Here is a 24,618-nt window from a genome sequence, read left to right as displayed (position 1 = left end):
GTTTTCGACTGTTACCGTTCCGATACCCAAGCCGCCCCCCAGATGCACACAAGGGTGACCTGAGGGGCGGTTCGACGGCGGCCTCCACGGGCCGCGGAAGTCAGCTTCCGGTGTGCGCGGCGTACTCCGCGGCGGTGAGCAGCTCGCCCGCTCCGGTCACCTCGACCTTGAAGAGCCAGCCCTTGCCGTACGGGTCCTGGTTCACGATCTCGGGGTTCTCCACGGCCTCGGTGTTCACCTCGGTGATGGTGCCGCTGACCGGCGAGTACAGCTCGGACACGGACTTCGTGGACTCGATCTCGCCCACCACCGCGCCGGCCTCGACGGTAGCTCCCACCGCGGGCAGCTCCAGGTAGACCACGTCACCGAGCGCATCGGCAGCGACGTCGGTCACGCCGATGACGGCGGGGGTGGAACCGTCGAGCCACTCGTGCTCGGTGGTGTACTTCAGGTTCTCGGGGAAGTCGGCCATGACAGCTCCTTGCGGGATCGGGTTTCAGTTCTGAGGACGACGGTAGAACGGCATGGGCACGACCACGAACGGTTCGGCCCGCCCGCGGACGTCGACGGCGAGCTCCGTGCCCTCCGCCGACACCTCCGGCGTCACGTACGCCATCGCGACCGGGTAGCCGAGCGTGGGCGACGGCGCCCCGGAGGTGACCTTGCCGACCACCGTTCCGGGGGTGGTGCCCTCGGCCCTCAGCACGACGTCGTAGTCGGCGCGCGCCGGGCGCTTGCCCTCGCCGCGCAGCCCGACGAGCACGCGGGCCGGCGCCGACTCCTTGCGCGCGGCCAGGGCGTCGCGGCCCACGAAGGGGAGCGGCGAGCCGTCATCGGACACCTTGTCGAGGCGCACCACGCGCCCCATCCCCGCCTCGAAGGGCGTTGTGGTGGTGTCGAGCTCGTGGCCGTAGAGCGGCATGCCGGCCTCGAGACGCAGCGAGTCGCGCGCCGACAGGCCCGCCGGGACGAGGCCCAGCGGCTCGCCCGCCGCGAGCAGCGCGCGCCAGAGCGCGACTGCCTGGTCCGCCGGGACCCAGATCTCGAACCCGTCCTCGCCCGTGTACCCCGTGCGGCCCACGAGCACGGGCACGCCCTCGAAGCGCATCCGCATGCAGGCGTAGTACTTGAGGTCGGCGAACGCGGTGCCGCCGGAGATCTCGGCGTCCTCCGCGAGGCCCGCCGTGGCGAGCATGATCTCGGCGGCCCGCGGACCCTGTACGGCGATCAGTGCCTGGCCGGCCTGGACATCCTTGAGCGCCACGTCGAAGCCGGTGGTGCGCTCCTGCAGCTTCGCGAGGACGAGCTCCGCGTTGGAGGCGTTCGCGATGACCGAGTACTCGCCGGGAGCGAGGTGGTAGACGATCAGGTCGTCGAGCACGCTGCCGTCCTCGGCGCAGATCATCGAGTAGCGCGCACCCATCTCGCGGACCTTGGAGATGTACCCGACGAGCGCATGGTCCAGGAACGCGGCGGCGTCGGGACCGGTCACGTTGATGTTGCCCATGTGCGACAGGTCGAACAGGCCCGCGGCCTCGCGCACGGCACGGTGCTCGGCCAGGTCGGACGTGTACCGCAGCGGCATGAGCCAGCCGCCGAACGGCGTCATCGAGGCGTCGAGCGCCACGTGCTCGTCGTACAGCGGAGTCTTCCGGTCCTCATCCATGGATCAATCCTCTCGTCGGCGCGTTGTCAGACGCACAGGTCACCCGGGTGGCCTGTACGTCTGACATGTGCGGGGTCGTCTGACAGCTCACTCGGCGTAGGCCTCGACGGGAGGGCACGAGCAGACCAGGTTGCGGTCACCCTTGGCGCCGTCGATGCGGCGCACCGGCGGCCAGTACTTGCCGGCCCGCAGGCTCGCCACGGGGAATGCCGCGAGCTCGCGCGAGTACTGCTTGTCCCACGCGTCGGTCATGAGCGACGCCGCGGTGTGCGGCGCCCCGCGCAGCGGCGAGTCCTCGGCGCTCCAGCGGCCGGCCGCCACGGCGTCGATCTCGCCGCGGATGGCGATCATCGCGTCGATGAAGCGGTCCAGCTCCGCCAGGTCCTCCGACTCGGTCGGCTCCACCATCAGCGTGCCGGGCACGGGGAACGCCAGGGTGGGCGCGTGGAAGCCGTAGTCCATGAGCCGCTTCGAGACGTCCTCCGCGGTCACGCCGGTCTCGGCCGTGATCTTGCGCAGGTCGAGGATGCACTCGTGCGCCACCAGCCCGTTCGGGCCCGTGTACAGCACGGGGAAGTACGGGTTCAGGCGGCTCGCCACGTAGTTCGCCGTCAGGACGGCGGCCTTGGTCGCCTCGGTCAGCCCGTCCGGTCCCATGAGCGCGACGTAGGCGTACGAGATCGGCAGGATGCCGGCGGAGCCGTAGCGCGTCGAGGCCACGGGGATTCCCGTCTCGCTGGTCGAGCCCGGCCCGCCGCTGGTCGAGCCTGTCGAGACCCCCGGCGTCGGATCCCCGGGAAGGAACGGCACCAGGTGCTCCGCCACCGCCACCGGGCCCACGCCCGGACCGCCGCCGCCGTGCGGGATGCAGAACGTCTTGTGCAGGTTCAGGTGCGAGACGTCGCCGCCGAACTCGCCCGGCCGGGCGAGCCCCACCAGCGCGTTGAGGTTGGCGCCGTCGATGTACACCTGGCCGCCGGCGTCGTGCACCAGGTCGCAGACCTCGCGCACGTGCTCCTCGTACACGCCGTGCGTGGACGGGTAGGTGATCATGATGCCCGCCACCTGAGGGCCGTGCTGGTCCAGCTTGGCGCGCAGGTCGTCGAGGAGGATCTCGCCGTCGTCCGCCGTCGACACCACTACTACCCGCAGGCCCGCGAGCGCCGCCGAGGCGGCGTTCGTGCCGTGGGCCGACGCCGGGATGAGCACGATGTCGCGACCCTCTTCACCGCGCGACGCGTGGTAGCCCTTGATCGCGAGCAGACCCGCGAACTCGCCCTGGCTGCCCGCGTTGGGCTGGAGGGAGACGGCCGCGTAGCCGGTGATCTCGGCGAGCTGCTGCTCCAGCGCGTGGACGAGCTCCTCGTAGCCCTGCGTCTGGTCGACGGGCGAGTACGGGTGGATGTCCGCGAAGCCGGGCCACGAGATGGCCTCCATCTCGGCGGTGGCGTTGAGCTTCATGGTGCAGGAGCCCAGCGGGATCATCGTGCGGTCGAGCGCCAGGTCCTTGTCGGAGAGCTTGCGCAGGTACCGGAGCATGCTGGTCTCGGAGCGGTGCGTGTGGAAGATCGGGTGCTGCAGGAACGTGGTCGTCCGGGTCACCTCCGCGGGGAGGTCTGCCCCGGTGGTCGAGCCCGTCCCGGTGGTCGAGCCCGTCGAGACCCCACCCAGCAGCCGCACCACCGCGGCGACGTCCTGAGCGGTCGTCGTCTCGTCGAAGCTGATCTGGAGGTGGTCCTCGTCCGGGACGAAGAGGTTGTAGCCCGCCTCGGCCGCTGCACGCGCGAGCTCCTGGGCCTTGCCCGGGGTGACGGCGCGGACCGTGTCGAAGAAGGTGTCGTGCTCGATCTCGACACCCGCTGACCGCAGGGCTCCCGCCAGGGTGGCCGCGTGCTGGTGGACGCGGGTCGCTATCGCCTTCAGGCCGTCCGGGCCGTGGTAGACCGCGTACATGCTGGCCACGATGGCGAGGAGGGCCTGGGCCGTGCAGATGTTGCTCGTGGCCTTCTCGCGGCGGATGTGCTGCTCGCGGGTAGCCAGGGCGAGGCGGTAGCCCGGGGCGCCGTCGACGTCGATCGAGACGCCGACGAGGCGGCCGGGGAGCTGGCGTTCCAGACCCTTCTTGACCGCCATGTAGGCGGCGTGCGGGCCACCGTAGAAGAGGGGGACGCCGAAGCGCTGCGCCGAACCGACCGAGATGTCGGCGCCGAGCTCGCCCGGGCTGACCAGGAGCGTGAGGGCGAGCAGGTCGGTCGCGACGGTCACGAGCGCACCGGCCGCCTTTGCCTCGGCGATCACGCCGCGCGCATCGAGCACGCGGCCCGACGCACCGGCCTGCTGGACCACGAGGCCCACCATCTGGCCGGCGGGCAGCTCGGCCGGAAGTCCGGCGCGCAAGCCGTCGGTGAGGTCGGCCACCACTACCGGGAGGCCTATCGCCTCGGCGCGACCGCGCGCCACCGCGAGCGACTGCCCGAACAGGTCGGCGTCGAGGACGACGTACCCCTCCTTGGCCCGCGACGCCCGCCACATCAGCGCGACGGCCTCCGCGACGGCGCTCGCCTCGTCGAGCAGGGAGGCGTTCGCGATCTCGAGCCCGGTCAGGTCCTCGACGGCGGTCTGGAAGTTGAGGAGCGCCTCGAGCCGGCCCTGGCTGATCTCCGGCTGGTACGGCGTGTAGGCCGTGTACCAGGCGGGCGACTCGAGCACGTTGCGGCGGATGACGGCGGGCGTGTGCGTTCCGTAGAAGCCCTGGCCGATCAGCTGGGTCTTCACCTGGTTCTTGCCGGCCAGCTCACGCAGGTGGGCGAGCACCTCGGCCTCGGTGCGCGCGGCGGGCAGGTTCAGCGGCACCTGGCTGCGGATCGCCTTGGGCACGGCCCGGTCGACGAGGGTGTCCATGGTGTCGATGCCCAGCTGGTCCAGCATGGTGCTGACCTCGCGGCCGCGGGGGCCGAGATGCCGGTCGGCAAAGACGTCGGGGTTGTAAGGCGTGCTCACGGCGGGCTCCTGGCTGTCCGAGGGCGTGGGGACGACTGCGGTCCCTCCCCGCTCTGTCATCCGACACCCTGCCCACCCGGGGCGTGCGTCTACCTGAGAGTTTTGCCGGTCCGTCGTGCTCCGCCCGGAATCCGGGAGGAGGGCGGGACGCGCCGGCTTGCACCGTCGGTGGAGCCTCTCTGCCTGACGGCGGAGCGGCTCGCTTTCCAGAGTTGCCTCACCGTGGCGGTACGGGGGCCTGAGAGATTCCCGGGGAGGAAATTGCTCCTTCGGCGCCGGTTCTCCGGAGGCGCCTCTGCCCGACGGCGGAGGCGCACGCCCGGCCGGACTCTCCCGTCACGGTTCTGGCGGCACGGTCCTGGTGATCGAGCTCGTCGAGGCCCGGGACCGTTGAAGATCTTCAGTTATGGGCTCATCGTAGCGGCGGGGACGACCCGTCGGGACCTACCCGAGGTCGATCTCGCGGGCCGCCGCGACCATCTCGTCCACTACCGCCCCGACCGCGGGCCCGGGCTCGTGCCGGTTCTGGCGGTGCCGCACCACCATGCGCCGCGAGCCGAGACCGGGGAGCGCCACCACGGCGACGCTGTCGGGTATCTCCTGCTGCAGGGCCAGCGCGGGCAGCATGGCGACGCCCTGACCCGCCGCGACGAGCGAGATCGCCGTGTCGAAGTCGTTGTAGGCGTGCCGGGTCTCGAAGGCCGTGCCGAGCTGGGCGGCGAGACGACCGAGCGCGCGGTCCGCGGCTGATCCTGCCTGCGGGCCGACCCACATGAGCCCCGCGAGGTCGTCTATGCGTTCCGGCGCGGGCAGGCTGGTCGGCACGACTATGCGCCACGGTTCGTCGAGCAGCGGGACGTCATGGGCGCCGCGCGGGGCCGGGGCGTCGACGTCGACGTCGCGCTCCAGGACTATCGCGTCCAGGTCGCCGGCACGCAGGCGACGGGTCGCGTCCGGGGGGTCGTATTCCTGCACGTCCACCTCGATGTGCGGGTGGCGTTCGGCGAGCGAGACGAGCATCGGTGCGACGACCGTACGGATGGCGGTCTGGATGGACCCCACGGACACCCGGCCCGTGAGCTCTCCGCCCAGAGCGGCGATCGCCTGGCGTGCCTGGACCATCTCCGCCTCGATGCTCTCCGCGGCATCGGCGAGCACCCGGCCGGCCGGTGTGAGAGTTACGCCACGAGGCCCGCGGTCCAGCACGTCGATACCCTCCTCGGCCTCCAGGCGGGAGATCTGCTGCGAGACGGCGGAGGGCGTGACATGCAGGAGATCAGCGGCCGCGAGCACTCCGCCCGCACGGTGCACGGCGAGGAGAAAAGCGAGTCTTCGCGGGTCCGTCGGCATGTAGCAATGCTACATCCCGGAGTCACGAACGTTCGATTGTGCTGAAGGCAAATCTGGCTCATGCTTGGTCATGGCGGCGGTCGTGCCCGGCTCTCCCAGGCCCCGCGCCACACCCCCTGATGGATTCCGGCCTCCCGGACTCCTCTTGCTGTCGAATCGTTTCGATCCTTACGGATCCAAAGTTCCAGGAGTACTTGCCATGACCCTCATGATGGTTGCCACCGCTCTCGGCTGGGTTGGCGCAGTTGCCGGCCTCGTGGCCTACGCCATGGTCAGCCGCGGGCGTTGGGACGCCGACTCCCTCGCGTTCCAGGGCACCAACATGCTGGCCGGCGTGACCATGCTGACGGTCGCCGCGACGAACGGCGTCTGGCCGTCCGCCGCCGCGAACATCGTCGTCATCGTGATCGGCGTGCACGCGGTGACGACCGTGCTCCGCGCGAAGAAGCGGAAGGCGCAGAGCGCGCCGACCCTGGCGGTCGTCGAGGACATCGCGCGGGACGACCGGGAGCCCGCGGCGCAGCCCGCCGTCAGCCACCGGGCGTACGCCGAGGCCGCCTGACGTCCACGAGCAGCGGTTGCGGGTGACGTGACCCGTGGTGCGCTGTCGTGATGAACCCGCGCATCCGACAGGTGGTGCTCGACACCACGGACGCCCGTGCCCTTGCCGAGTTCTACCGGCAGCTCTTCGGGCTCTCGTACCGACGCTCGCCGATCCGGACGGCCACACGTTCTGCATCTTCGTGGGTTGACCGGACGTACCGCTACCCGGCCGGGGGTGCGAACGACAGCTCCACCACGAGCGCCCGGTGATCCGAGACCCCGGTGTCCACCGCCCGGCCGACGGCGTCGGGCGGACCGGCGTCCGCGCCGCCGTCCCACAAGACGTGGTCGATCTGGAACCGGGGATCGTGCCGGGGAAACGTGTCGTCGGTCGCGAGCGGGCGCCAGCCCGTGCGATCGGCCGGCACCGACCCGCGGAGGTTGAAGTCCCCCAGCAGCACCAGCGGCCGGGGCAGCCCGGCGAGCCGGCGCCGGAGGTGGTCGACCTGCCGTTCCGCATGCCGTTCGCCGGGTGTGCCACGGCGGTATCCGGCGGTGCGCCGTGCGATCCCGCCCACCCAGGTGACCCTGGGGAACCGGTACACGCTCAGGTGGGTGCACACCACGGTGAGCGGCCCTGACGGGGCGTCGATCTCGGCAGCGAGCGCCACGCGGGGCTCGTCGGTGCCGAGCTGGACCCGGCCCCACACCCACGGGGTGGCGGGCGGCAGGAGCACCGTGTGCCAGCTCCGCACGGGGTACCGGGAGAGCAGCGCGATGCCGTAGCCGGGAACGCCGGGCCGCTCCGCACGGCGTGCGCGACGCCGGGCTCCGGGGTAACGGAAGGGGCCCGCGAGCGCCGGCTGGAACCGGTGGTCGGCCGCACCCATCGCCTCCGCGCAGAGCCGCGCCTGGTCCGCGCGCCCGGACCGGGCCTGCCGCAGGTCGACCTCCTGCAGGCCCACGACGTCGGCATCGAGCGCCGCGACCGCGTCGGCCAGTCGGTGGTTGTCGACGCGGCCGTCGGGGCCGAGGCCGTGCTGGACGTTGAACGTGGCTATGCGCACGTCCCGATCTTGGGCCCAACCAGCTCGCTGCCGCTACCGCACCGCGGTCAGGACGCCCCGGCCTGCGTACGTCAGAGGTCCTCCGGCAGGACCGGTTTCTCCAGGAACTCGTCGATCGCCTCGCGGGTCGGGAACACCGTGACTCCGGGCCCCGAGAACAGGTGCACCAGCGAGTAGGCGATGTCCCGCACGGCGATGTTCGCCAGGTTCGAGGACTGCCGCAGCAGGTCGAACGCAGCCTCCTCGTCGATGCCGTAGACCACCATGAGCACGCCCTTGGCCTGCTCGATGACCGCCCGTCGCTCCGCGGAGGCCTGGATGGAGGCCGTCGCGTCACGTGCCGCCGCCTCGCGGTGCGACTCGGTGACGTCGATGAAGTAGCCGAACAGCTCGGTCACCCGGCCTGTCGCGGGGTCGCGCCGCCCCTGGCCCGTGACAGCCAGCGTGCGGGTGTTGCCCTGGGCGTCACGGATGCGGTGCACAGAGCTGAACGGCTGCCCGGTCTCCGCGGCCCGGCGCAGCAGGCCGTCGACCCGCGCGCGGTCGTCGGGGTGCTTGTGGGACAGCATGAGCGGCGTCGTCGGCACGATCTGGCCAGGCTCGAAGCCATGCATCACGTACACCTCGTCGGACCACGCCCACTGGCCGGTCGCCAGCTCCAGCCGGTATCGGCCGACGGGCGGGCGGGCGCCCCCTGCGAGCACTTGCTCCAGTGTCTCGTCGAGCGGTGGCTCGCTGGGAGTCGTTGGGGAGGTCACGACACTCCTTCCAGAACAGCTTCGCAGAACCGGTGCTCTGAGGGTACGGGATCTGCGACCCCTCAGCGCACGGGCCAGCGCCCTTTTGAGGGTCGAGCAGGGGCCACCACATCGGTAGGACACGTCACACGACGATGGAGGACAGGATGCGCCAGGACCATGCTCGGCGTCACCGGCGGCAAGCCGGTGTTCTGACCGGGTCCCAGTACCTCTACGGTCCCGCGTCCGCTCCGGCGCCGGTCGCGACGGCCGTGACGGGTCGCGCCTGCACGATGAACGGCTGGCCGTCGCTCACCGCCCACTCGACGTCCACAGGCTGCCCGTACAGCTCCTCGATGCGGACGCCGATCGCGGCGAGGTCAGCAGCCTGCGCGTCGGTGAGCGAGGGACGACGGCGCAGCTCGGCCGGAACCGGCTCGTTCCGGGTCCCGTCGTCGGTCCGCACCGTGCGCACCTCCTTGGAGCTCACCGTGGCCCGGACGACGTCGCCCACGCGGGCCACCAGGAAGGTGTCGGGGTTGACCTGCCCGCCGACGACCGCCTCCCCCAGCCCCCACGCCGCGTTGATCACCACCCAGTCGCGCGAACCGGTCATCGGGTCGACGGTGAACAGGATGCCCGCGGCGTCGGCAAGGACCATCTGCTGCACCACGACCGCGAGGCTCACCTCCTCGGCGGGGATGCCGTGCCTGGCGCGGTAGCCGATGGCGCGCGCCGTCCACAGAGAGGCCCAGCAGTCCCGGACCCCGCGCAGCAGCGCCTCCTCGCCGCGGATGTTCAGGTACGAGTCCTGCTGGCCGGCGAACGACATACCCGGCAGGTCCTCGGCGGTCGCGGAGGAGCGCACGGCGACCGCCGGGTCGCTCGCGCCGAGGCGGCTCAGGGCTGGGGTGCGCAGGCTCGAGTACCCGGCCCGGACTGCGTCGGCCACCTCCGTCGGCATCTCCAGGTCCGCGAACACCTCAGCGATACGGGCTGCTGCTGCCTCGTGGGTCTCGGGCCGGTCCGGGTCCACCTGCGCCGCGGCCTCGACGATCGCCTGCTGCGGGGCGCCCGCCACCGCCGCACGGTAGGCGCCGGTGGGGACGTGGAAGGCTTCGGGAACCGGCAGGCCGGCCGCAGCCAGGCGCGCGAGGGACGAGCCCTTGCCACCGGTCGTCGCGAGGTCGGTGGCTCCTGCGTCCGCCAGGTCGAGCACGAACGGCTGCGGGGCCTCAGCGCTCACGGGTTCTCCTTCGTCTGGGGGCTAGCCTCGGGTGCGGCGTGGTCAACCGATCATCGTGCATCTGACCTGCGTTCGGATTGGATCCTGCGACGTGGAACCTTTCTCGCAGTCCCCCACGTGGTGGGGGACATGACGAGGGAGAGCACCCGAACATGTCCGCCCAGGTGAGCGACGACCCGCTGGTCCGGGTCGACATCACCCGCACCAAGGACCAGGAGTTCACGGCGTTCGTGCAGGACGCCGGGCCGTACCTGTACAAGACGGCGCTCTTCCTGTCCGGCGATCCGCACCGCGCCGAGGAGCTGGTCCAGGCGACCTTCGAACGCTCCTACCGGTCCTGGCACAAGGCACGCGCCGGCGAGCCCCGCGCCTACGCTCGCCGGATCCTGATCAACCTGCGCATCGACGGCTGGCGCCGAACCCGTCACGAGGTCGTTGCCGAAGCCGTCCCGCCCGGATCAGTCGTGGGACCCGCCGACGGCGTCGCCGTGCGCGACGAGGTGATGCGCGCGTTGTCGCTCCTTCCGGGCACGCAGCGCCGGGTGGTGGTGCTGCGCCACCTTCTCGACCTCTCCGAGGAGCAGACGGCGCGTGAGCTCGGCATCGCCGTCGGCACCGTCAAGTCCGCCAACGCACGCGGGATCGCCCGCCTGCGCGACATCTTCGAGGAGGACGCGCGATGAGCAACCACGACACCGATGTCCTGGCCCGCCTCCGGGCAGGTGCCGACACGGTCAAGGAGCACCAGTTCGACGCGCAGGCCGTACTCGTCGGGAGCCGGCGCGCGCTGCGGCGTCGGCGGTCATGGCAGGCGGTGGGCGCCTGCACGACGGCGGCCGTGGTCGCCTTCTCGCTCGCGCTGGCGGGGCCGGTGCCCGTGCCGGGGCTCGGCGACGTGACTCTTCCCGGGAGCGAGGAGGTGCGAGAGCTGCTCGGGATCGCGGACGCGGACGTATCGACGTGCGAGGCGCCGGAGCCTGTCGCGCGGAGAAGCCCCGTCGAGTCGGGCACGAACCTACGGCCTGCAGTGACGTTCGACCTGGCGAGGGCGCGAGCATTGTCCAGCTGCTTCGACATCCAGCTCGAGGGCCAGTTCGTACGCGCCGGACTCTATCCTTCGACCCTTACCGAGGACGGCACCTTCTGGAGCCACCCAGAGGAAGAAGGCGTCAACAAGTACTTCCATCGGGTCGACCCGCTCGGCGACGGCTCCGGAGACCCGATGATGGCTCCGGTATCGACAGCACTGGACGATGCGGAGCACATGATCGGCGGCCTTACCCCACAGGGTGATGTGGCTGCCTGGTTCGAGATCGCCTCAGCGAGCGTTGACCAGCCTCCGAGCCGGGTTGTCCTGGCGGCAGGCGGCAAACGAACCGACCGAGTGACAGGCGAGTACTACGAGACCCGTGCGATCAAGGAGATCGAGGGGGACTACGACCCGGGGCTGGCAGTGACGGCGCAACGCGTCGCATGGCGCCAAGAAGACACGTCCGCGGGGTCTCCGGGCTCCACTTCAGACGCGTGGGGTATCCCCGCGTGGGCAGCAGACCTCGAGTCAGGAGAGCCTTGGGTCCTCGCTGAGCAGGCAACGGCTATCGGCGGCGACAACGACGAGATCGTCGTTGCGACACTCGACCAGCCGGTCAACGGCCTGTGGACCACCACCTTCACCTCGTTCGGGGACGACGGCACCGAGACAACTGTCCTGACGCTGAAGCACCCGAGCGAGACATATGTCCAACAGGTCGACATCACCGACGACGTGCTCACCTATGCGCTGGACGGCGGCTATCACCTCGCGGTCGTCTCCCGGGTGAACGGCGTCGCCGAAAGCGACGACGCTATCGCCGTCCGGCTAGGAAGCGAAGGTGTCGACAGCCTTTCCGCATCGGGCGACGCGGTTGTCTGGGTGTCCGGCTCGGTCGCCTACCTGTTGCGAGATGCTGCGCCAGGCAGCAGCGGCCGTTCAGACCTGGTGCGGATCGGGCAGGGTGGTCTGAGGGAGGGGATACGGGTCGGAATCGCCGGTGACCGAATCGCCTGGAGCAGCGCCGACTTGGACTACCGGAGCGGCGAGATCGACACGACCAGCGTCAGGATGAACGTCGGAACACTGCTGGGGCCGGCGGTCGACCGCTCAATACTGCAGTCGGTTCCGGAAGGATTGCCCGAAGCGCCGACGGTGACAGTCCCGGAGGACGCCATCTTCCGCACCTACGACTGACACAACGGGCCCCGGGCAGCGGACAACAAGAGGTCCGCCTCCAGCAGCGAATGCTCGGTCAGCGGACCGTGACCGTCACGGAGCCCTTCGACGGTGCCTGGAGGCTGGTGCCCACGTACTTGGCGATCCACGCGCCGGACCTGCTCGTCATGACGGTCGTCCGGTACGCCCCGCGCGAGTTCGTGTGGACCGTCTTCGTGTAGACAGGGCCGGCCGGACCGGCAGGGTCGAAGTACAGCTTGAGCGCCGTGTTCGGCGCCAGGCGGTTCTCCGCCACGGAGTCGCTGATCAGCTGTACCTTGCGCACCGAGCCGCGCAGCTCGATGTTCCTGGCACCGGTGAACGACGTCGACGACGCGGCGATGGTGGTGGTGCTGGCGCGGCGGACCCAGATGGTGGTGATGGGGTCCCTGGTGATGGGGATACGCACGTCCTGGCGGGTCCCGTCCAGATCCGCGTCCCAGGGATCCGTGTAGACGGCGACCGGGCCCGCGAAGACGACGTCATAGAGGCCAGCCGGGTGCACCGCGGAGAGCCGGTAGGTCCGGGTCGCGCTGTAGTGCGTCCGCCAAGGTTCCTGCGTCGCGCTGGTGACCTGGCCGACTCCGTATCGCCCCTCGGAGCGTCGATTGACCAGGTACGCGCCCGTCTCGACGACGGAGAAGTTACCCGGGAAGCCTGGGGTCAGGATCCCGGCGTCGACATGGACCGTCTGCGGCTCGACCCTCGTAACGACGTCCTGGACCGTCACCCGGACCGTGGCCTTGTAACCGTTCCGCATGTTCGAGGTCACCGCCGACCGGACGGGCAGCACCGCCTCCCGGCTCGTGAACGTCGCGGTACGTACACCCTGGGCTGTGTCCTCCTCCTCGCCCGGCCGGAGGATGTCATAGGTACCGGAGGTCCGGGGCTGGAAGGTCGCGGCGAACCAGCCGTTGTCGTCGGACGTCACGGTCGCGACCGCCGCGCGGGGTGCGGAACCGGCCGGATCGAAGTGGATCGTGACGGCTTCGCCGGCAGCGGGCGACCTCGAACCGTGACCGACGTAGCCGTGAACCTGGACGGGCGAGCCGGCCGGCGCTCGGTCCGGAGCGACGGCGACGTCGCTGTAGCCGTACGTGGACAGTTCCGCCCGGGCCTCGTCCGTCGGGACTCCGGCTGCTGTGGGCGCACCCAGCAAGCTCCCGGCGAGCGTCAGTCCGAGTGCGGAGGTGAACAGTTTTCGGGCGCCGACGACCATGGGATACCTCGCGGGGAGAATGGGCCCGGGAACCGGGAGCAAGCACAGATCCTGCCAGGACCGGCGTTTCCCGAATGCACGATTACGCCGGAAATGGCGGGTGAACTTCCTTCAGCACAAAGGTCCGCCTCCACCAGACGGTCAGGCATGGATTCGCGTGAGAGCCCATGCCTGACCATCTGGCGAAGGCGGACCCCTGTCCGCCGTCCGCCAAGGACGACTAGTTGACCGTGATAGCCACCATCGCCTGTGACGGAGCCTGCAGGGTGGTGCCCGCGTACTTCGCGATCCACGTGCCCGTGGTGCTCGTCAGGGCCGTCGTCGAGTACGTCCCGTTCGCTCCGGTGGTGACGGTCTTCTGGAGGGTCGCCGTCGCCGAGCCAGCCGGGTCGAAGTACAGACCCACCGACGTGTTGGGTGCCGGCTTGTCCGCCGCGCCGCCACCGCTCACGAGCTGCACCTTGCGCACCTCACCGCTGAGCGTGATGGTCTTCGGCCCGGTGAACGACGTCTCCGACGCCGCGACGGTGGTGGTGCTCGCTCGCTTCACCACGATGGTCGTGACGGTGTCGTCCTGGACCAGGACGTCGTGCGTGCAGTTGCTGATGCCGCTCGCGGCGTCGTTGGCGTCCCAGTCCGGTGCGGAACAGGCCTTCATCGCGTCCCGGATGCCGATGTCGTAGATACCGGCAGGCATGGTCGGGTTGAAGGTGAGGTTCACGGCGCTCGTGCCGATACCGGCGTGCGTCATCTCGCGCTCCACGTGGTACCCGTCCGGGAAGCTGCCCTCGCCACGGCGGCTGTCGGCGCTGACAAAGCCCGACTTGCCGCCGACGGTGAAGCCGAGGCTGCCGACGTCGACCCGGCGCGACACAGGGGCCAGTCCGACGACGACGTCGTGCGTCATCAGGTGGTCACCAGCGGTGTGGCCGTTCTGGGTTGCGCTGACCTGTCCCTGGCGCAGCGTCGTGGTGCGCTCCCGCGCCGAGTAGGTGATCGTCCACACCGTCTTTGCGCCGGCGTCGGTCATCGGCATCTCGGCCCGCCACTTGCCGGACCCGACCGGCGTCCGGCGCGTCGTGAAGAAGCCTCGTGAGTCGGTGGTGAGGGTGGCCTGCAGCGTTTCCGGTGCGTCGCCGGTCGGGTCGAAGTACACCTTCACTTGCTGACCGGTAGCCGGCTGGTACTCGCCGGTGCCCAGGCTCCGCATGTTCGCGGCGCCCGAGACCGAGATCGTGGCGCCGGCGGGCGCGCTCGACGGGGACGTCCAGATCGCCGGGATGTTCCGCTGCGCCCGGAACGGCACCAGGGCCGGGTTCTCGGTGCGGATCGGCACGTTGACCACACTGCCGTTGGACGTGGTGACCGCGATCTCCGCGGCCACGCTGACCTGATAGATGCCCGACTTCGCGTCCGCGGACAGCGGCACCCTGGACGTCCAGGTATTCGCCGCACTGGTGGCGGCGAACTGCGCGCCCACGAGACTCCGGCCGTCCGGGTCGACCATCGTCATGCGCCCCGACCGCATCGATGCGGACGTCCCGTTGTGGGTGATGCTGAGCGTCCCGAGGATGGAGCCCTGCACCTCCGAACCTGGCGGCAAGGAAATCTTGGCGGTGACGACGACGTCCTCCACCCGCATGGTCATTGACTGGCTCTGCCCCGCGGAAGGTCCCGGCGAAGCCGCACCGTCAGGTGTCACGGCCCCGCTCGATGCCGCTACGCCAGTCATCATCAGTGCCGCGCCGAGCGCCATGCTCAGCGGCACACGCATCTTGGTTCTCATCAGTCCACGCCCCTCATCCCGGGGACGCGGACGCGTCCCGCCCCAGCCGCATGTTCCCCCGGGTGAAACAGGAGGGCCAACGGGAGGCAGTGATGTGAAGGGGTGAAATTTCTTCATCCGCTCAGGCGTACCCGACAGTTGCGACAATGGGGTCGTGGAAGCCGACGGACGCAAGGAAACGCCGAACGAACGCGCTGATCGAAACTGGAACGAGCTGCTCCAGGAACTACGTGTGATGCAGACCGGCGTGCAGATCCTCACGGGGTTCCTGCTCACGCTCCCGTTCCAGCCGACGTTCGCCGATCTCGACGACTACCAGCGCACCGTGTACCTGGCGCTGGTCGTGACCTCGGTGATCGCGACGGCGCTCATCGTGGCCCCGGTCAGCGTCCACCGGTCGCTGTTCCGCCAGCAGATGAAGCGGCACATCGTCACGCTGGCCGACCGGCTCACGCGGGTGGCTCTCGCCGTGCTCGCGCTGGTGATGACCGGCGCGAGCCTGCTGGTGTTCGACGTCGTCGTCGGGCGGACCGAGGGCATCGTCGTCGGCACGAGCGTGCTCGTGGTGCTGGCGATCGTGTGGGTGGTCCTGCCGGAGGTGCTGCGCCGCCGCCAGTGACACCGCGGTGGCAGCTGAGATCCGGTCAGAGCGTCTTGTGCCAGGCCACTATCCGGTCCACCGCACGGGTGACCGTGTCGAGCGACGACGCGAACGACAGCCGCACCCACTCGTGGCCGTGCACCCCGTCGAAGTCGGTCCCCGGCGTGATGGCTACGTCCGCCTCGGCGAGGAGCCGCGCGCAGTAGGTGACGGAGTCCAGCCCGAACGACGCGATGTTCCCGTACAGGTAGAACGCCCCGTCAGCCGGTGCGACGGGTCGCCAGCCGAGCTCGCCCAGCCGCTCCAGGAGCAGCGTGCGCGACGCCGCGTACCGGGCCACGTTCTCGGCCGCGGCCGCGTAACCCTCGGGCGTGAACGCGGCGATACCGGCCTGCTGTGCGAGCGCGGGCGGCGAGAGCGCGACGTTGCCCGCGAGCGCATCGACGGGCCCGACGAGCTCGTCGGGCAGCACGAGCCAGCCGAGCCGCCAGCCGGTCATCGCCCAGTACTTCGAGAACGAGTTCACGACGATCGCGCCCTGGCCGACGAACGTCGCCGCCGTCGCCTGCGCCACCTCGTCCGAGTACGCGATGCCGTGGTAGATCTCGTCGCTGATCAGCCGCACGTCGTGGTCGGCGCACCACTCGGCGATCGCAGCCAGCTCGGCCGGCGTGATCATCGTGCCCGTCGGGTTCGCGGGCGAGGCGACCATGACGCCGTCGAGCCCGCCGCCGTAGTAGGCCTCGTTGAGCTGCGACACGGTGGGCTGGTAGCGGGTGTCGGGGCCGCAGTCGAGCTCCACGACCTCGCAGCCCAGGGCCGAAAGGATGTTCTTGTAGGCGGGGTAGCCGGGCCGGGCGAGAGCCACGCGGTCGCCGACGTCGAACGCCGCGAGGAACGCGAGCACGAACCCGCCGCTCGAGCCCGTGGTGACGGCGATCCGCGCGGGGTCGAGGTCGACGTCGTACCAGCGCTTGTAGTGGCCGGCGATCTCCGCGCGCAGGGCCGGGACGCCCATCGCCTCGGTGTAGCCGAGGGTGCCGTCCTTGAGAAGTGCGATGGCCCGGTCTCGCACGACGTCGGACGCGCCGGTGGACGGCTCCCCCGCGCAGAGGTTGAGCACGTCCGCCCCGGTGGCACGCCGCGCGTTCGCGGCGGCGAGCACCTCCATGACGGCGAACGGGGGCACGTGAGACCGGCGAGAGACCTTCATGCGGCCATCATCGCCCACGAAGCCGCTCGGCGGGTGGCGCGCGGTTTCCCTTCCGAGCCGCTTGTGAAAGTTGTAACATGCTGGCATGGCGCCGGGATCGCGCGATGACGCAGACAACGACCCTCTCCGCCGGGCCGCGCAGTACCGCGTGGACCGGGAGGCCGGGAGCGCCGAGGAACCGGCAGGCTCCCCCGGCACCGCCGACCCGGACGAGCGCGACGAAGGCAAGCAGTCGCCCGGCAGCATGACCGTCGAGGAGCGCTCCCGCTACGTCGACGTGGTGGTCGACCAGGCGATGCGCCGCGGCGAGTTCGACAACCTGCCTCTGCAGGGCAAGCCGATCCCCGGCCTGACCGGGACGCACGACCCCGACTGGTGGATCAAGGGCCTGATCGAGCGCGAGAACATCACGGGCCTGCTGCCGTCCGCCCAGCTGCGCAAGGACGACGCCGAGCTGGACGACAAGCTCGACCTCGAGGCGATGGAGGCCCGGGTCCGGGAGATCGTCACGGACTTCAACGCGCGCGTCATCGACGCCCGGCGTCAGCTCCAGGGCGGACCGCCCGTCGTCACGCCCACCAGGGACGTGAACGAGGAGGTCGCGCGGTGGCGCGCCCGGCGTGCGGCGCGGCGGACGGCGACGTCCGGGCCGCCCCCGGCTTCGCGACGCGCTCCGACGACGTCGGAGGGCCGCCCGTGGTGGAAGTTCTGGTGACCGGCCTGCTACCGGTCAGAAGCCGTATGCGGTCACGATGACCACGGCGGTCACCAGCCAGTAGGGCACGGAACCGGCAACGAAGCCCAGCCCTGCCACCACTGCCATGCGCCCCCAGCGGGCGCCGAACCTGCCGAACAGCGCTCCGGCGGCCATGGCGAGACCGCCCGCGATCGTCACCCCCTCGGCAGCTCCCTGCGAGATGAGCATCCCGAGGATCAGCGCAGCGATCCCGACGGCGGTCTCGCTGCGAACGAGATACGGCCCACCCCGGCGAGCCCGGGGGTGGGTCTCCTGGTGCGTTGTCATGGCGCATCGCCCCTCGTGCCCGACGGCGGTGTATGGGCACCTTCATTCCAGGATCGCACCAAGGTTCCTGGTTCGCCAGGTGCCGCCGGAGCCCAGCGAACAGGCGGCCTCCGCGTCAGTCCCGGGTGGCCACGTAGCCGCGGAACCAGCGCCGTGTCTCGCGCCAGACCTGCTCGCGTACGGGCTCCGCGGAGAGGATCACGTCGTGCAGGCCGCCGGCGATCCGGACGAGGGTGGTGAGGGAGCCGACGTCGGGCACCCGGCGGGCGATCCCGACCACGTCCAGGACCGAGTCCGTGCTCTTCATGTCCTCGCTCCATCGCGTCGGGATAGTGCTGCGCGTGCTGAGCAGCACCAGGACCGGCACCTCGATGCCGAGCCCGCGCGCCACCTGGTCCTGGCCGCGGAAGATCGCCGCGAGCCAGGCCGGGGTGGCGCGCCAGCCGGCGTCGGGTCGCCAGGCGACGTCGTAGTCCCACTCCCCGTCGAACCGCGCGGAGATGGCGCGGGCGTACAGGCCGCGGTCCAGGTTGACGAGCTGGCTGCGCGGCACGAGCGCGGACTGCACCCGGATGCCGGGCTCCATGATCTTGCGCACCGCCTCGCGGGGCTGGAACTCCAGCCAGGGCGAGTTCAGCACGAGCCCGGCCACGCGCTCCTGGTTGTGCGCCGTCCACAGGCTGACCGTGAGACCGCCGGTGGAGTGGCCCATGAGCACCAGCTTGCGCTCGGGCGCCGCGTCCCTGCCGTGCCCCATGGCGGTGAGCGCGGCCTCGATGTCCTCGTCGTAGGTGGTCAGGCTGCGCACGTACCCAGGGGTCTGCCCCTCGCGCAGGCTGCGCCCGTAACGCCGCAGGTCAAGGGCATGGAATCGGACTCCGAGCGACTCCCAGAAGTCCGCGAGATGGGTCTGGAAGAAGTAGTCGAGCCAGCCGTGCACGTACAGCACGTCCACGCCGGCGTCGGGCACTGCGGCCTGTGGCTCGTCGTCGGCCGCTGCCGGCGCTTCGGCGTGTGCGCGTCCCGCGCCACCCAGGTGCAGCCTCCGCCCCAGCTCGGACAGCTCGTCCCAGAGGCGCGCCACCTGTGGGTTGTCGGCGCCTACCCGGCGGACGCCCCGACGGGGCTCGTCCCCGTGCCGGTCCCCCGCTGACTCTGCCGCCGCCGGCCGGACACGACGCACCAGCGTCGCCACGACCTCGGGCTCTTCCTCGTCCGGCTGCAGGGGCAGCGTCAGACGTTCGAAGCTCGGCAGCACGTCCGGCTCCCACGCCTGCTCGGGCGTCGTTCCGTCTTCCACACCCAGGGAGAGGCTCGTCATCTGACCGACGGTAATCCCGTCATCTGACCGACGGTAATCGCAGGTGCGCCCACTCCGTCGGATAGTCGTCGAGCCATGCCTCGAGCGACCGCGCCTCCCGCCCCGCGAGATGCCTGACGTCCGGGCTCACCGTCGCGAGAACGCCCGCCTCGATCGCCTGGCACTGCGAGATCCAGTCCTCCACCTCGCCGGCGGTCGACCGGTAGAACAGGGCATGTGCCTGGTCCACGGTCTGCGGCGCGTACCGGATGGCGCGGCCCGCGGCGCTCGACAGCACCACGGCCACCTCGTCGAGGCTCAGGGCCTCCGGACCCGTCACGTGGTAGGTGCGGCCCGCGTGGCGCCTCGGGTCCTCGTCCAGGAGGACCGCGGTGGCGACGTCGGCCACGTCGTCGTGCGACACGGAGGCGACCCGGCCCTCTCCAGCCGGTGCCCGGAGCACCGTGCTGCGCGTCGATCCGTACGACTCGTCGTAGACCGCGAGGGTGAGGGTGCGGTGGAACATGGCGATCCGCAGCATCGTCCACCTGAGGTCCGTGCCGCGCAGGTACTCCTCGGTCAGCCAGTCGTCACGGGCGGCCGACGAGATGGCGTCCGGCCCCGCACCCACGGACGACACGTAGACCACGTGCCGAACCCCGGCGAGCACCGCCGCGTCGATCGCCGCGCGATGCTTGCCGACCCGCCCCGGGCGGTCCCTTCCAGGCACGAGGAAGACTGCATAGGCGCCCGCGAACGCGCTGGTCAGGACCCTGGAGTCGACGTCGGACGGGACGGCGACGACCTCGGCCTCCGGCAACGGGGCACCGTCGGGCAGGCGAGGCGCCGTACCCTCGCCGCTGACCAGCAGGCGCTGCCGACCGCCCGCCGCTGCCACGCGGAAGGCGAGCCTGGAACCCAGGCGGCCGTCGGCCCCGGTGAGGACGACCAGCCGGTCTGACGACGCGGAGGTCATCCCCTCACCGTAGACGGCAGACCGTCACCGGGCCGGACGGGGTGGGGTGAAACGTCAGCCGGTCACGCGCCGGAGGACACACCGAGCTCCGCCCGGACGAAGTCGACGACGCCGTCCGCGGCCGCCTCGATCTGGGCGAGGCAGACCTCGAAGTCGTGCGGACCGCCGTACCAGGGGTCGGCGATGTCGAGCTCGTTCTCCGGGAGCCCATGGGCCGCCGGGTCGAACGAGCGGTACATCCGGATCACGGGGTCGCCCTGCTCGGCAAGGTCCCGCAGGCTGCGCGCGTGCCGGGTGGTCATGGCGAGCACCAGGTCCCGCGAGGCGACGTCGACGGCGGTCACCTGGCGCGCGTGGTGCCCACCACCCGTGAGGTAGCCATGTTCGGCCAGGACCGCGCGGGCCCGCCGGTCCACCGGGTTGCCGTGCTCCTCGTCGCTCACGCCGGAGGAGTCGACGACCACGGAGTCACCGAGGCCCGCGGCCTCGAAACGATCACGGAGCACGATCTCGGCCATCGGGGACCTGCAGATGTTTCCCGTGCAGACAGTCATCACGCGGTAGGCAGTCACGCGAGCATTCTCCCCGGCCGGAGGCGCGGGAAAGCCCGCGGGGCGACTTGTGTCAGCCGTGCTGGACGAGGGCACGGCACCCGCGGGCTCCGGTGGTCGCGAGAAATTCGCCACCTTGTCCCGTTGCGCCTGGCAGATCAGGAAGGCCCCGTGCTGAGCCCCCCGACCGGCGTCGGCGCGAAACGCTTGCGCGTCACGCGACTAGCGCGCGACCACCTCATGGGTCCGATGTGAAATCACTGCTCGGATCACCTCCTTTTCTCATGTGCCCACGAACTTACGCCTCGGGGCGGCGGGCGCCCAGGTTTTTTCCTCGCGGCGAAAATCAGCGCGAGATCGATAGCCCCGAGCATCTGTCGGAGCGACGACTTTTGGGGCGCCGATCCGTCTGCCCTGCATGACGACCATCACCGTCGACTCCTTCACGACGTCGGCAGACGGCACCCGCATCGCGTACGACCTGACCGGACCGACCCCCGGTCTGGCGCCCGCGATAGTGGTGATCGACGGTGTGCTCGCCCACCGCCTGCCCGTCACGCTCGCCGTCGCGTCCGCGTTGGGCGACCGAGCGGCGACGCTGCGCTACGACCGGCGCGGTCGCGGCGAGAGCGGGGACACTCCCCCGTACAGCGTGGACCGGGAGGTCGACGACATCGCCGCCCTGCTGGAGGTCACGGGTCCGGCCGCACTGCTCGGTATTTCCTCCGGCGCGTTCCTCGCACTGCGTGCGGCGGCCGACCTGGGGGCCGGCGTCACGGGCGTGCTCTGCTGGGAGCCGACGTACGACGTCGCGAGCGGCGAGCCGCCCACCGATCCGCGGATGATCGCCGGGGTCGAGATCTGCGTCGAGGTGGGCGATCCCGGCAGCGCCGTCGAGCTGTTCCTCGACGTGGTCGGCATGCCGTGCGGGCTCCTGCCACGCATGCGGGAGTCGCCCTCGTGGGCCGGCCTCGAGGCGATCGCCCCGACCATCGCCTATGACGGCCGGATACTCGCGGGCATCACCCTGGGCCACCGGGCCCTCATGAGCCGGTGGCACCAGATCACCCAGCCGGCCCTCGTGGCGGACGGCGCCGCGAGCGCCGCGTCCGTCAAGCGCGCCGCGGAGTCGCTGGCTGCGGTGCTGCCGGCGGCACGTCGGGTGACCCTGCCCGGGCACGGGGCGGACGTGCCACCGGAGGCGATGGCGGAGGCGGTGACAGACCTGCTCAGAACGGTCGGCGGGCCGTGACCAGGATGCGCGGGGCCTCGTCGATGAGCTCGTTGCCCGTCGCGAAGTGCATGTGCAGCGCGCGCAGCCCCGCCTCGTGCCGGGCGACGGCGGACGGGCTGAGGCCTGCGAGGTCCGGCACCTGCCAGGCCGCGCTCCGCAGGTACCAGAGCACGGAGGACAGGTCGGTGAACGTGCGGGTGCCGGCGTACTCCTTGGCCTCGACGATCTCCAGCCCTGAGGCGACGAGCCCGTCAGAGACCACGTCGACGGTGACGGCGTCCGGGTCCCAGCCGAGCGGCACGCCGAGTGCCCGGTTCAGGACTATGCCGTCGCGCGTGTCCACCTGCTCGGTGAGGAACGTACCGCCGGGCTCCAGCACGCGTCCCACCTCGTCGGGGTCGATGGTGCTGAACCGGCTGAGCACCACGCTGTACTGACCGTCGAAGAAGGGAAGCAGCATGTCGCCGTTCCAGGACGGCTCCGCCCGGCGTACGTCGACGCCGAGCGGTTCCAGACGGCGTCGTGCGGTGAGGAAGGCGGGGCCGGTCTCCGTGGCGGCCGAACCCCTCGGGAGCGGGCCGAGGCCCGCGAAGAAGTCGCCGTTGCCGGTGCCGATGTCGAGCGCGGCACCCCGGGACCTGAGCACGACCTCGCGAGCGAGGGCAGGGTAGTCCCACTCCGGTGCGTCGATCGTGAGGCGGTCGCCGACGGGGGTGTCGGCAAGCCCGTCGGTGAACAGCGCCGCGGGGGTCGAAGGGGTCGCAGGGGCGTTGCGCGCCCATTCGATGTGGTCCTCGAACGGCGCGTCCGGCGCCGGAGCTGGGGCGATCGAGACGTCAAGCATGGTGGAGATTGTGACGCAAAGTGGGACCAAGGGGCTAACACTGGCGTAAACCCGATCGGAGGAGTCGATCTGATGACGGATCCGTTGCCTGAAAACCAGTTTTCGCCTGGGGATACATCGACTGCTCTGCGTGTGGTCGGGCTCATGTCCGGCACGTCCCACGACGCGGTCGACGCCGCCGCGTGCGAGCTCCGGCTCGCTGGTGACACGCTGCTGCTCACGCCGCTCGGACACCTCTCCGTGCCGTACCCGCCGGCTCTCCGGTCCGGGCTCGTGGCGGCGCTTCCCCCGGCCCGCACCACGCTGGAGAGCGTGTGCAGGCTGGACACGGAGATCGGTCAGGCCTTCGCCGACGTCGCCGCGCGCGCCGTTGCCGAGCTCTGCGCCGGTCGTGCCGACCTTGTCGTGTCGCACGGGCAGACAGTCTTCCACTGGGCGTCCGACGGCGGCGACGTGCTCGGCACCCTGCAGATCGGTGAGGCCGCCTGGATCGCGGAGGTGACCGGGCTGCCCGTCGTCTCAGGCCTCCGCACACGCGACGTGGCGGCGGGTGGGCAGGGCGCTCCCCTGGTGGGTCTGTTCGACGCGCTGTGGCTCGCGGGTCGCCCGGGTTCCCCGGTCGCGCTCAACCTGGGCGGCATCGCGAACGTGACCGTGCCGGCCCCGACTCCCCCGGTGGTCGAGCCTGCCCCTCCGGTGGTCGAGCCTGTCGAGACCCGCACCTTCGACACCGGCCCCGCCTGCGCACTGCTGGACGCCGCAACGCGCCATGTCACGAACGGCCGCCTCGCCTTCGACGTCGACGGCGCTCTCGCCGCCCGCGGACAGGTTCTCCCCGATCTTCTCGCACGCCTGCTCGACGAGCCCTACTACGCGCGCCCGGCGCCGAAGTCCACGGGCAAGGAGCTGTTCCACCTCGACTACCTGCTGGCTCGCCTCGGCCCCACACCGCCGACACCGGAGGACCTGCTCGCCACCCTCGTGACACTCACCGCCCGCACCGTGGCGGACGCCGTCCGGCACACCGCCACCGAGGTCGTCGCCTCGGGTGGTGGCACCCGCAACCCGGTTCTGATGGCCGCGCTCCGGGCGGAGCTGCCGGGCGTCACCGTCCGCACGTCCGACGAGCTGGGCGTGCCGAGCCAGGCGAAGGAGGCGCTGGCATTCGCGGTGCTGGGCTGGCATACCTGGTACGGCCTGCCCGGTGTGCTGCCGGGTGCCACCGGTGCGCGGCGCCCGAGCGTGCTGGGTTCGATGACCCCCGGCGCGGACGGTCGTTTCCCGCCGGGCCGGGCCGTCGGCGTCGGGCAGCCGGGGCGGTTGGAGATCTGCCGCCCGGCCTGAACCGCCGTGGACTGTTGTCGATGGCGTCCGACACGCACCGGGTGATAACTGCAAGAACGCTCCAACTTCAGCGGAAACGTACGCATCTGATCGATAAAGTCGCACGACCTGTCTTCCGCGCATGGATCATGCGCCTCTTCCGCTGGAGCGTTCGATGCCGACCCGAGTACTTCGGCGATACCTTCCCTCGGCCCGACGGGCCTGTGCCTCTCTGGTGGCCTCGGGGCTGATCTTCGGCCTCGCAACCACTGCCTATGCCGCGCCTGCCCTGGCCGGAAACCCTCCGGCCACGGTTGCTCCGACCGTCACTGAGTCTCTGGACTCCTCCTTCGTCCAGGAGGGCATGCCGAGCTCGCACGGCGGGCAGGTCGTCGGGTGGGGCAGCCAGGGTGGACCGCTGGATGGCACCTCGCCCCGGGCACTCCCGGCCGGGGTGTATGCCGTCGGCCTCTCCACCGCCGAGCACCAGGTACTGGTGCTGCGCAGTGACGGGCGGGTCGACTCGCACGAGTACGACCTATCCGGCGGAAACGTACGCCACCTCGTACCACCACAGGGCACTTCGTTCACGGCTGTGTCGGCTGACCGGTTCGGGGGGGAGCAGATCCTGAGGTCCGACGGCGTAGTAGTGGACGCATCGGGAGAGCCGACGAGGACACCCCCCGTGGG

Annotated in this window: 23 protein-coding genes and 1 riboswitch; of the genes, 8 read left to right on the top strand and 15 right to left on the bottom strand. The window is 70.7% G+C overall.

Annotated features, from left to right (window positions below; genetic code table 11):
- Positions 1 to 100: 100 nt before the first annotated feature.
- From gcvH to ACFO6V_RS26755, 4 genes are all read right to left on the bottom strand, one after another.
- Complete coding sequence (gene gcvH / locus ACFO6V_RS26770) at positions 101 to 472, bottom strand: glycine cleavage system protein GcvH (RefSeq protein ID WP_377141822.1); 372 nt, start codon at positions 470 to 472, stop codon at positions 101 to 103.
- Positions 473 to 496: 24 nt separating this feature from the next.
- Positions 497 to 1,666 carry a glycine cleavage system aminomethyltransferase GcvT gene (gene gcvT, locus ACFO6V_RS26765; protein WP_377141820.1) on the bottom strand — a complete coding sequence of 390 codons (1,170 nt, stop codon included), beginning with the start codon at positions 1,664 to 1,666 and terminating at the stop codon, positions 497 to 499.
- Positions 1,667 to 1,753: 87 nt separating this feature from the next.
- Positions 1,754 to 4,726 carry an aminomethyl-transferring glycine dehydrogenase gene (gcvP, locus tag ACFO6V_RS26760; RefSeq protein ID WP_377141817.1) on the bottom strand — a complete coding sequence of 991 codons (2,973 nt, stop codon included), beginning with the start codon at positions 4,724 to 4,726 and terminating at the stop codon, positions 1,754 to 1,756.
- A gap of 156 nt (positions 4,727 to 4,882) precedes the next feature.
- Positions 4,883 to 5,012, bottom strand: a riboswitch (glycine riboswitch).
- A 98-nt stretch (positions 5,013 to 5,110) separates the two neighbouring features.
- Positions 5,111 to 6,016, bottom strand: coding sequence for a LysR family transcriptional regulator (locus ACFO6V_RS26755; RefSeq protein WP_116673055.1), 906 nt, complete (start codon positions 6,014 to 6,016; stop codon positions 5,111 to 5,113).
- Between the two features lie 199 nt (positions 6,017 to 6,215).
- On the opposite strand from ACFO6V_RS26755, the gene ACFO6V_RS26750 reads away from it, so the two are divergent.
- Both ACFO6V_RS26750 and ACFO6V_RS26745 read left to right on the top strand, forming a co-directional pair.
- Positions 6,216 to 6,578 carry a hypothetical protein gene (locus tag ACFO6V_RS26750; protein ID WP_377141814.1) on the top strand — a complete coding sequence of 121 codons (363 nt, stop codon included), beginning with the start codon at positions 6,216 to 6,218 and terminating at the stop codon, positions 6,576 to 6,578.
- A 50-nt stretch (positions 6,579 to 6,628) separates the two neighbouring features.
- Positions 6,629 to 6,829 (top strand): VOC family protein, encoded by a 201-nt coding sequence (locus ACFO6V_RS26745; RefSeq protein ID WP_377141812.1) that lies wholly within the window; start codon positions 6,629 to 6,631, stop codon positions 6,827 to 6,829.
- Here the strand turns inward: ACFO6V_RS26745 and ACFO6V_RS26740 are convergent.
- The 3 genes from ACFO6V_RS26740 to ACFO6V_RS26730 all read right to left on the bottom strand — a co-directional run bounded on the left by ACFO6V_RS26740 (position 6,781) and on the right by ACFO6V_RS26730 (position 9,609).
- A complete protein-coding gene (locus ACFO6V_RS26740) occupies positions 6,781 to 7,626 on the bottom strand; it encodes an endonuclease/exonuclease/phosphatase family protein (protein ID WP_377141809.1) in 846 nt (281 codons plus the stop codon). The two genes, ACFO6V_RS26745 and ACFO6V_RS26740, sit on opposite strands and share 49 nt — an antisense overlap.
- Before the next feature lie 71 nt (positions 7,627 to 7,697).
- Positions 7,698 to 8,384 carry a PAS and ANTAR domain-containing protein gene (locus tag ACFO6V_RS26735; RefSeq protein ID WP_377141806.1) on the bottom strand — a complete coding sequence of 229 codons (687 nt, stop codon included), beginning with the start codon at positions 8,382 to 8,384 and terminating at the stop codon, positions 7,698 to 7,700.
- Between the two features lie 211 nt (positions 8,385 to 8,595).
- A complete protein-coding gene (locus ACFO6V_RS26730) occupies positions 8,596 to 9,609 on the bottom strand; it encodes a PEP/pyruvate-binding domain-containing protein (protein WP_377141803.1) in 1,014 nt (337 codons plus the stop codon).
- 152 nt (positions 9,610 to 9,761) lie between these two features.
- Here ACFO6V_RS26730 and ACFO6V_RS26725 point away from each other — a divergent pair, with 152 nt between their 5' ends.
- Together ACFO6V_RS26725 and ACFO6V_RS26720 are read left to right on the top strand one after the other, a co-directional pair.
- On the top strand, positions 9,762 to 10,292 hold the full coding sequence (locus ACFO6V_RS26725) for a SigE family RNA polymerase sigma factor (protein ID WP_377141800.1): 531 nt from the start codon (positions 9,762 to 9,764) through the stop codon (positions 10,290 to 10,292).
- A complete protein-coding gene (locus ACFO6V_RS26720) occupies positions 10,289 to 11,836 on the top strand; it encodes a hypothetical protein (RefSeq protein WP_377141798.1) in 1,548 nt (515 codons plus the stop codon). The genes ACFO6V_RS26725 and ACFO6V_RS26720 overlap by 4 nt, the downstream gene beginning before the upstream one ends.
- Before the next feature lie 58 nt (positions 11,837 to 11,894).
- On the opposite strand, the gene ACFO6V_RS26715 is transcribed toward ACFO6V_RS26720, so the two are convergent.
- Both ACFO6V_RS26715 and ACFO6V_RS26710 read right to left on the bottom strand, forming a co-directional pair.
- The gene (locus ACFO6V_RS26715; RefSeq protein WP_377141795.1) at positions 11,895 to 13,076 is read right to left on the bottom strand and encodes a hypothetical protein; all 1,182 of its coding nucleotides are present in this window, start codon (positions 13,074 to 13,076) and stop codon (positions 11,895 to 11,897) included.
- A gap of 220 nt (positions 13,077 to 13,296) precedes the next feature.
- Positions 13,297 to 14,862, bottom strand: coding sequence for a hypothetical protein (locus tag ACFO6V_RS26710; protein WP_377141792.1), 1,566 nt, complete (start codon positions 14,860 to 14,862; stop codon positions 13,297 to 13,299).
- A gap of 154 nt (positions 14,863 to 15,016) precedes the next feature.
- On the opposite strand from ACFO6V_RS26710, the gene ACFO6V_RS26705 reads away from it, so the two are divergent.
- The gene (locus ACFO6V_RS26705; RefSeq protein WP_377141789.1) at positions 15,017 to 15,481 is read left to right on the top strand and encodes a DUF6328 family protein; all 465 of its coding nucleotides are present in this window, start codon (positions 15,017 to 15,019) and stop codon (positions 15,479 to 15,481) included.
- A 25-nt stretch (positions 15,482 to 15,506) separates the two neighbouring features.
- Here ACFO6V_RS26705 and ACFO6V_RS26700 read toward each other — a convergent pair whose 3' ends face one another.
- Positions 15,507 to 16,676, bottom strand: coding sequence for a pyridoxal phosphate-dependent aminotransferase (locus ACFO6V_RS26700; RefSeq protein WP_377141786.1), 1,170 nt, complete (start codon positions 16,674 to 16,676; stop codon positions 15,507 to 15,509).
- A gap of 85 nt (positions 16,677 to 16,761) precedes the next feature.
- On the opposite strand from ACFO6V_RS26700, the gene ACFO6V_RS26695 reads away from it, so the two are divergent.
- Positions 16,762 to 17,391 (top strand): DnaJ family domain-containing protein, encoded by a 630-nt coding sequence (locus ACFO6V_RS26695; protein WP_377141783.1) that lies wholly within the window; start codon positions 16,762 to 16,764, stop codon positions 17,389 to 17,391.
- 15 nt (positions 17,392 to 17,406) lie between these two features.
- Here the strand turns inward: ACFO6V_RS26695 and ACFO6V_RS26690 are convergent, their stop codons facing one another.
- The 4 genes from ACFO6V_RS26690 to ACFO6V_RS26675 all read right to left on the bottom strand — a co-directional run bounded on the left by ACFO6V_RS26690 (position 17,407) and on the right by ACFO6V_RS26675 (position 20,530).
- Complete coding sequence (locus ACFO6V_RS26690) at positions 17,407 to 17,700, bottom strand: hypothetical protein (RefSeq protein WP_377141781.1); 294 nt, start codon at positions 17,698 to 17,700, stop codon at positions 17,407 to 17,409.
- A gap of 115 nt (positions 17,701 to 17,815) precedes the next feature.
- Positions 17,816 to 19,021, bottom strand: a complete 1,206-nt coding sequence (locus tag ACFO6V_RS26685) for an alpha/beta hydrolase (RefSeq protein WP_377141779.1) — start codon at positions 19,019 to 19,021, stop codon at positions 17,816 to 17,818.
- Positions 19,022 to 19,040: 19 nt separating this feature from the next.
- A complete protein-coding gene (locus tag ACFO6V_RS26680; RefSeq protein WP_377141777.1) occupies positions 19,041 to 19,976 on the bottom strand; it encodes an NAD(P)H-binding protein in 936 nt (311 codons plus the stop codon).
- A gap of 62 nt (positions 19,977 to 20,038) precedes the next feature.
- On the bottom strand, positions 20,039 to 20,530 hold the full coding sequence (locus ACFO6V_RS26675) for a low molecular weight protein-tyrosine-phosphatase (RefSeq protein ID WP_377141921.1): 492 nt from the start codon (positions 20,528 to 20,530) through the stop codon (positions 20,039 to 20,041).
- 415 nt (positions 20,531 to 20,945) lie between these two features.
- On the opposite strand from ACFO6V_RS26675, the gene ACFO6V_RS26670 reads away from it, so the two are divergent.
- Positions 20,946 to 21,779 carry an alpha/beta fold hydrolase gene (locus ACFO6V_RS26670; RefSeq protein WP_377141775.1) on the top strand — a complete coding sequence of 278 codons (834 nt, stop codon included), beginning with the start codon at positions 20,946 to 20,948 and terminating at the stop codon, positions 21,777 to 21,779.
- On the opposite strand, the gene ACFO6V_RS26665 is transcribed toward ACFO6V_RS26670, so the two are convergent.
- A complete protein-coding gene (locus ACFO6V_RS26665) occupies positions 21,757 to 22,605 on the bottom strand; it encodes a class I SAM-dependent methyltransferase (RefSeq protein ID WP_377141773.1) in 849 nt (282 codons plus the stop codon). The two genes, ACFO6V_RS26670 and ACFO6V_RS26665, sit on opposite strands and share 23 nt — an antisense overlap.
- 72 nt (positions 22,606 to 22,677) lie before the next feature.
- Between ACFO6V_RS26665 and ACFO6V_RS26660 the strand changes: the two genes are divergently transcribed.
- A complete protein-coding gene (locus ACFO6V_RS26660) occupies positions 22,678 to 23,949 on the top strand; it encodes an anhydro-N-acetylmuramic acid kinase (protein WP_377141772.1) in 1,272 nt (423 codons plus the stop codon).
- Positions 23,950 to 24,618 lie beyond the last annotated feature (669 nt).

The organism is Promicromonospora alba, assembly GCF_042654905.1.
Classification (GTDB): domain Bacteria; phylum Actinomycetota; class Actinomycetes; order Actinomycetales; family Cellulomonadaceae; genus Promicromonospora; species Promicromonospora alba.
Note: the sequence above shows the minus strand (reverse complement) of the source record. Positions and strands in the feature narration are given on the sequence as shown.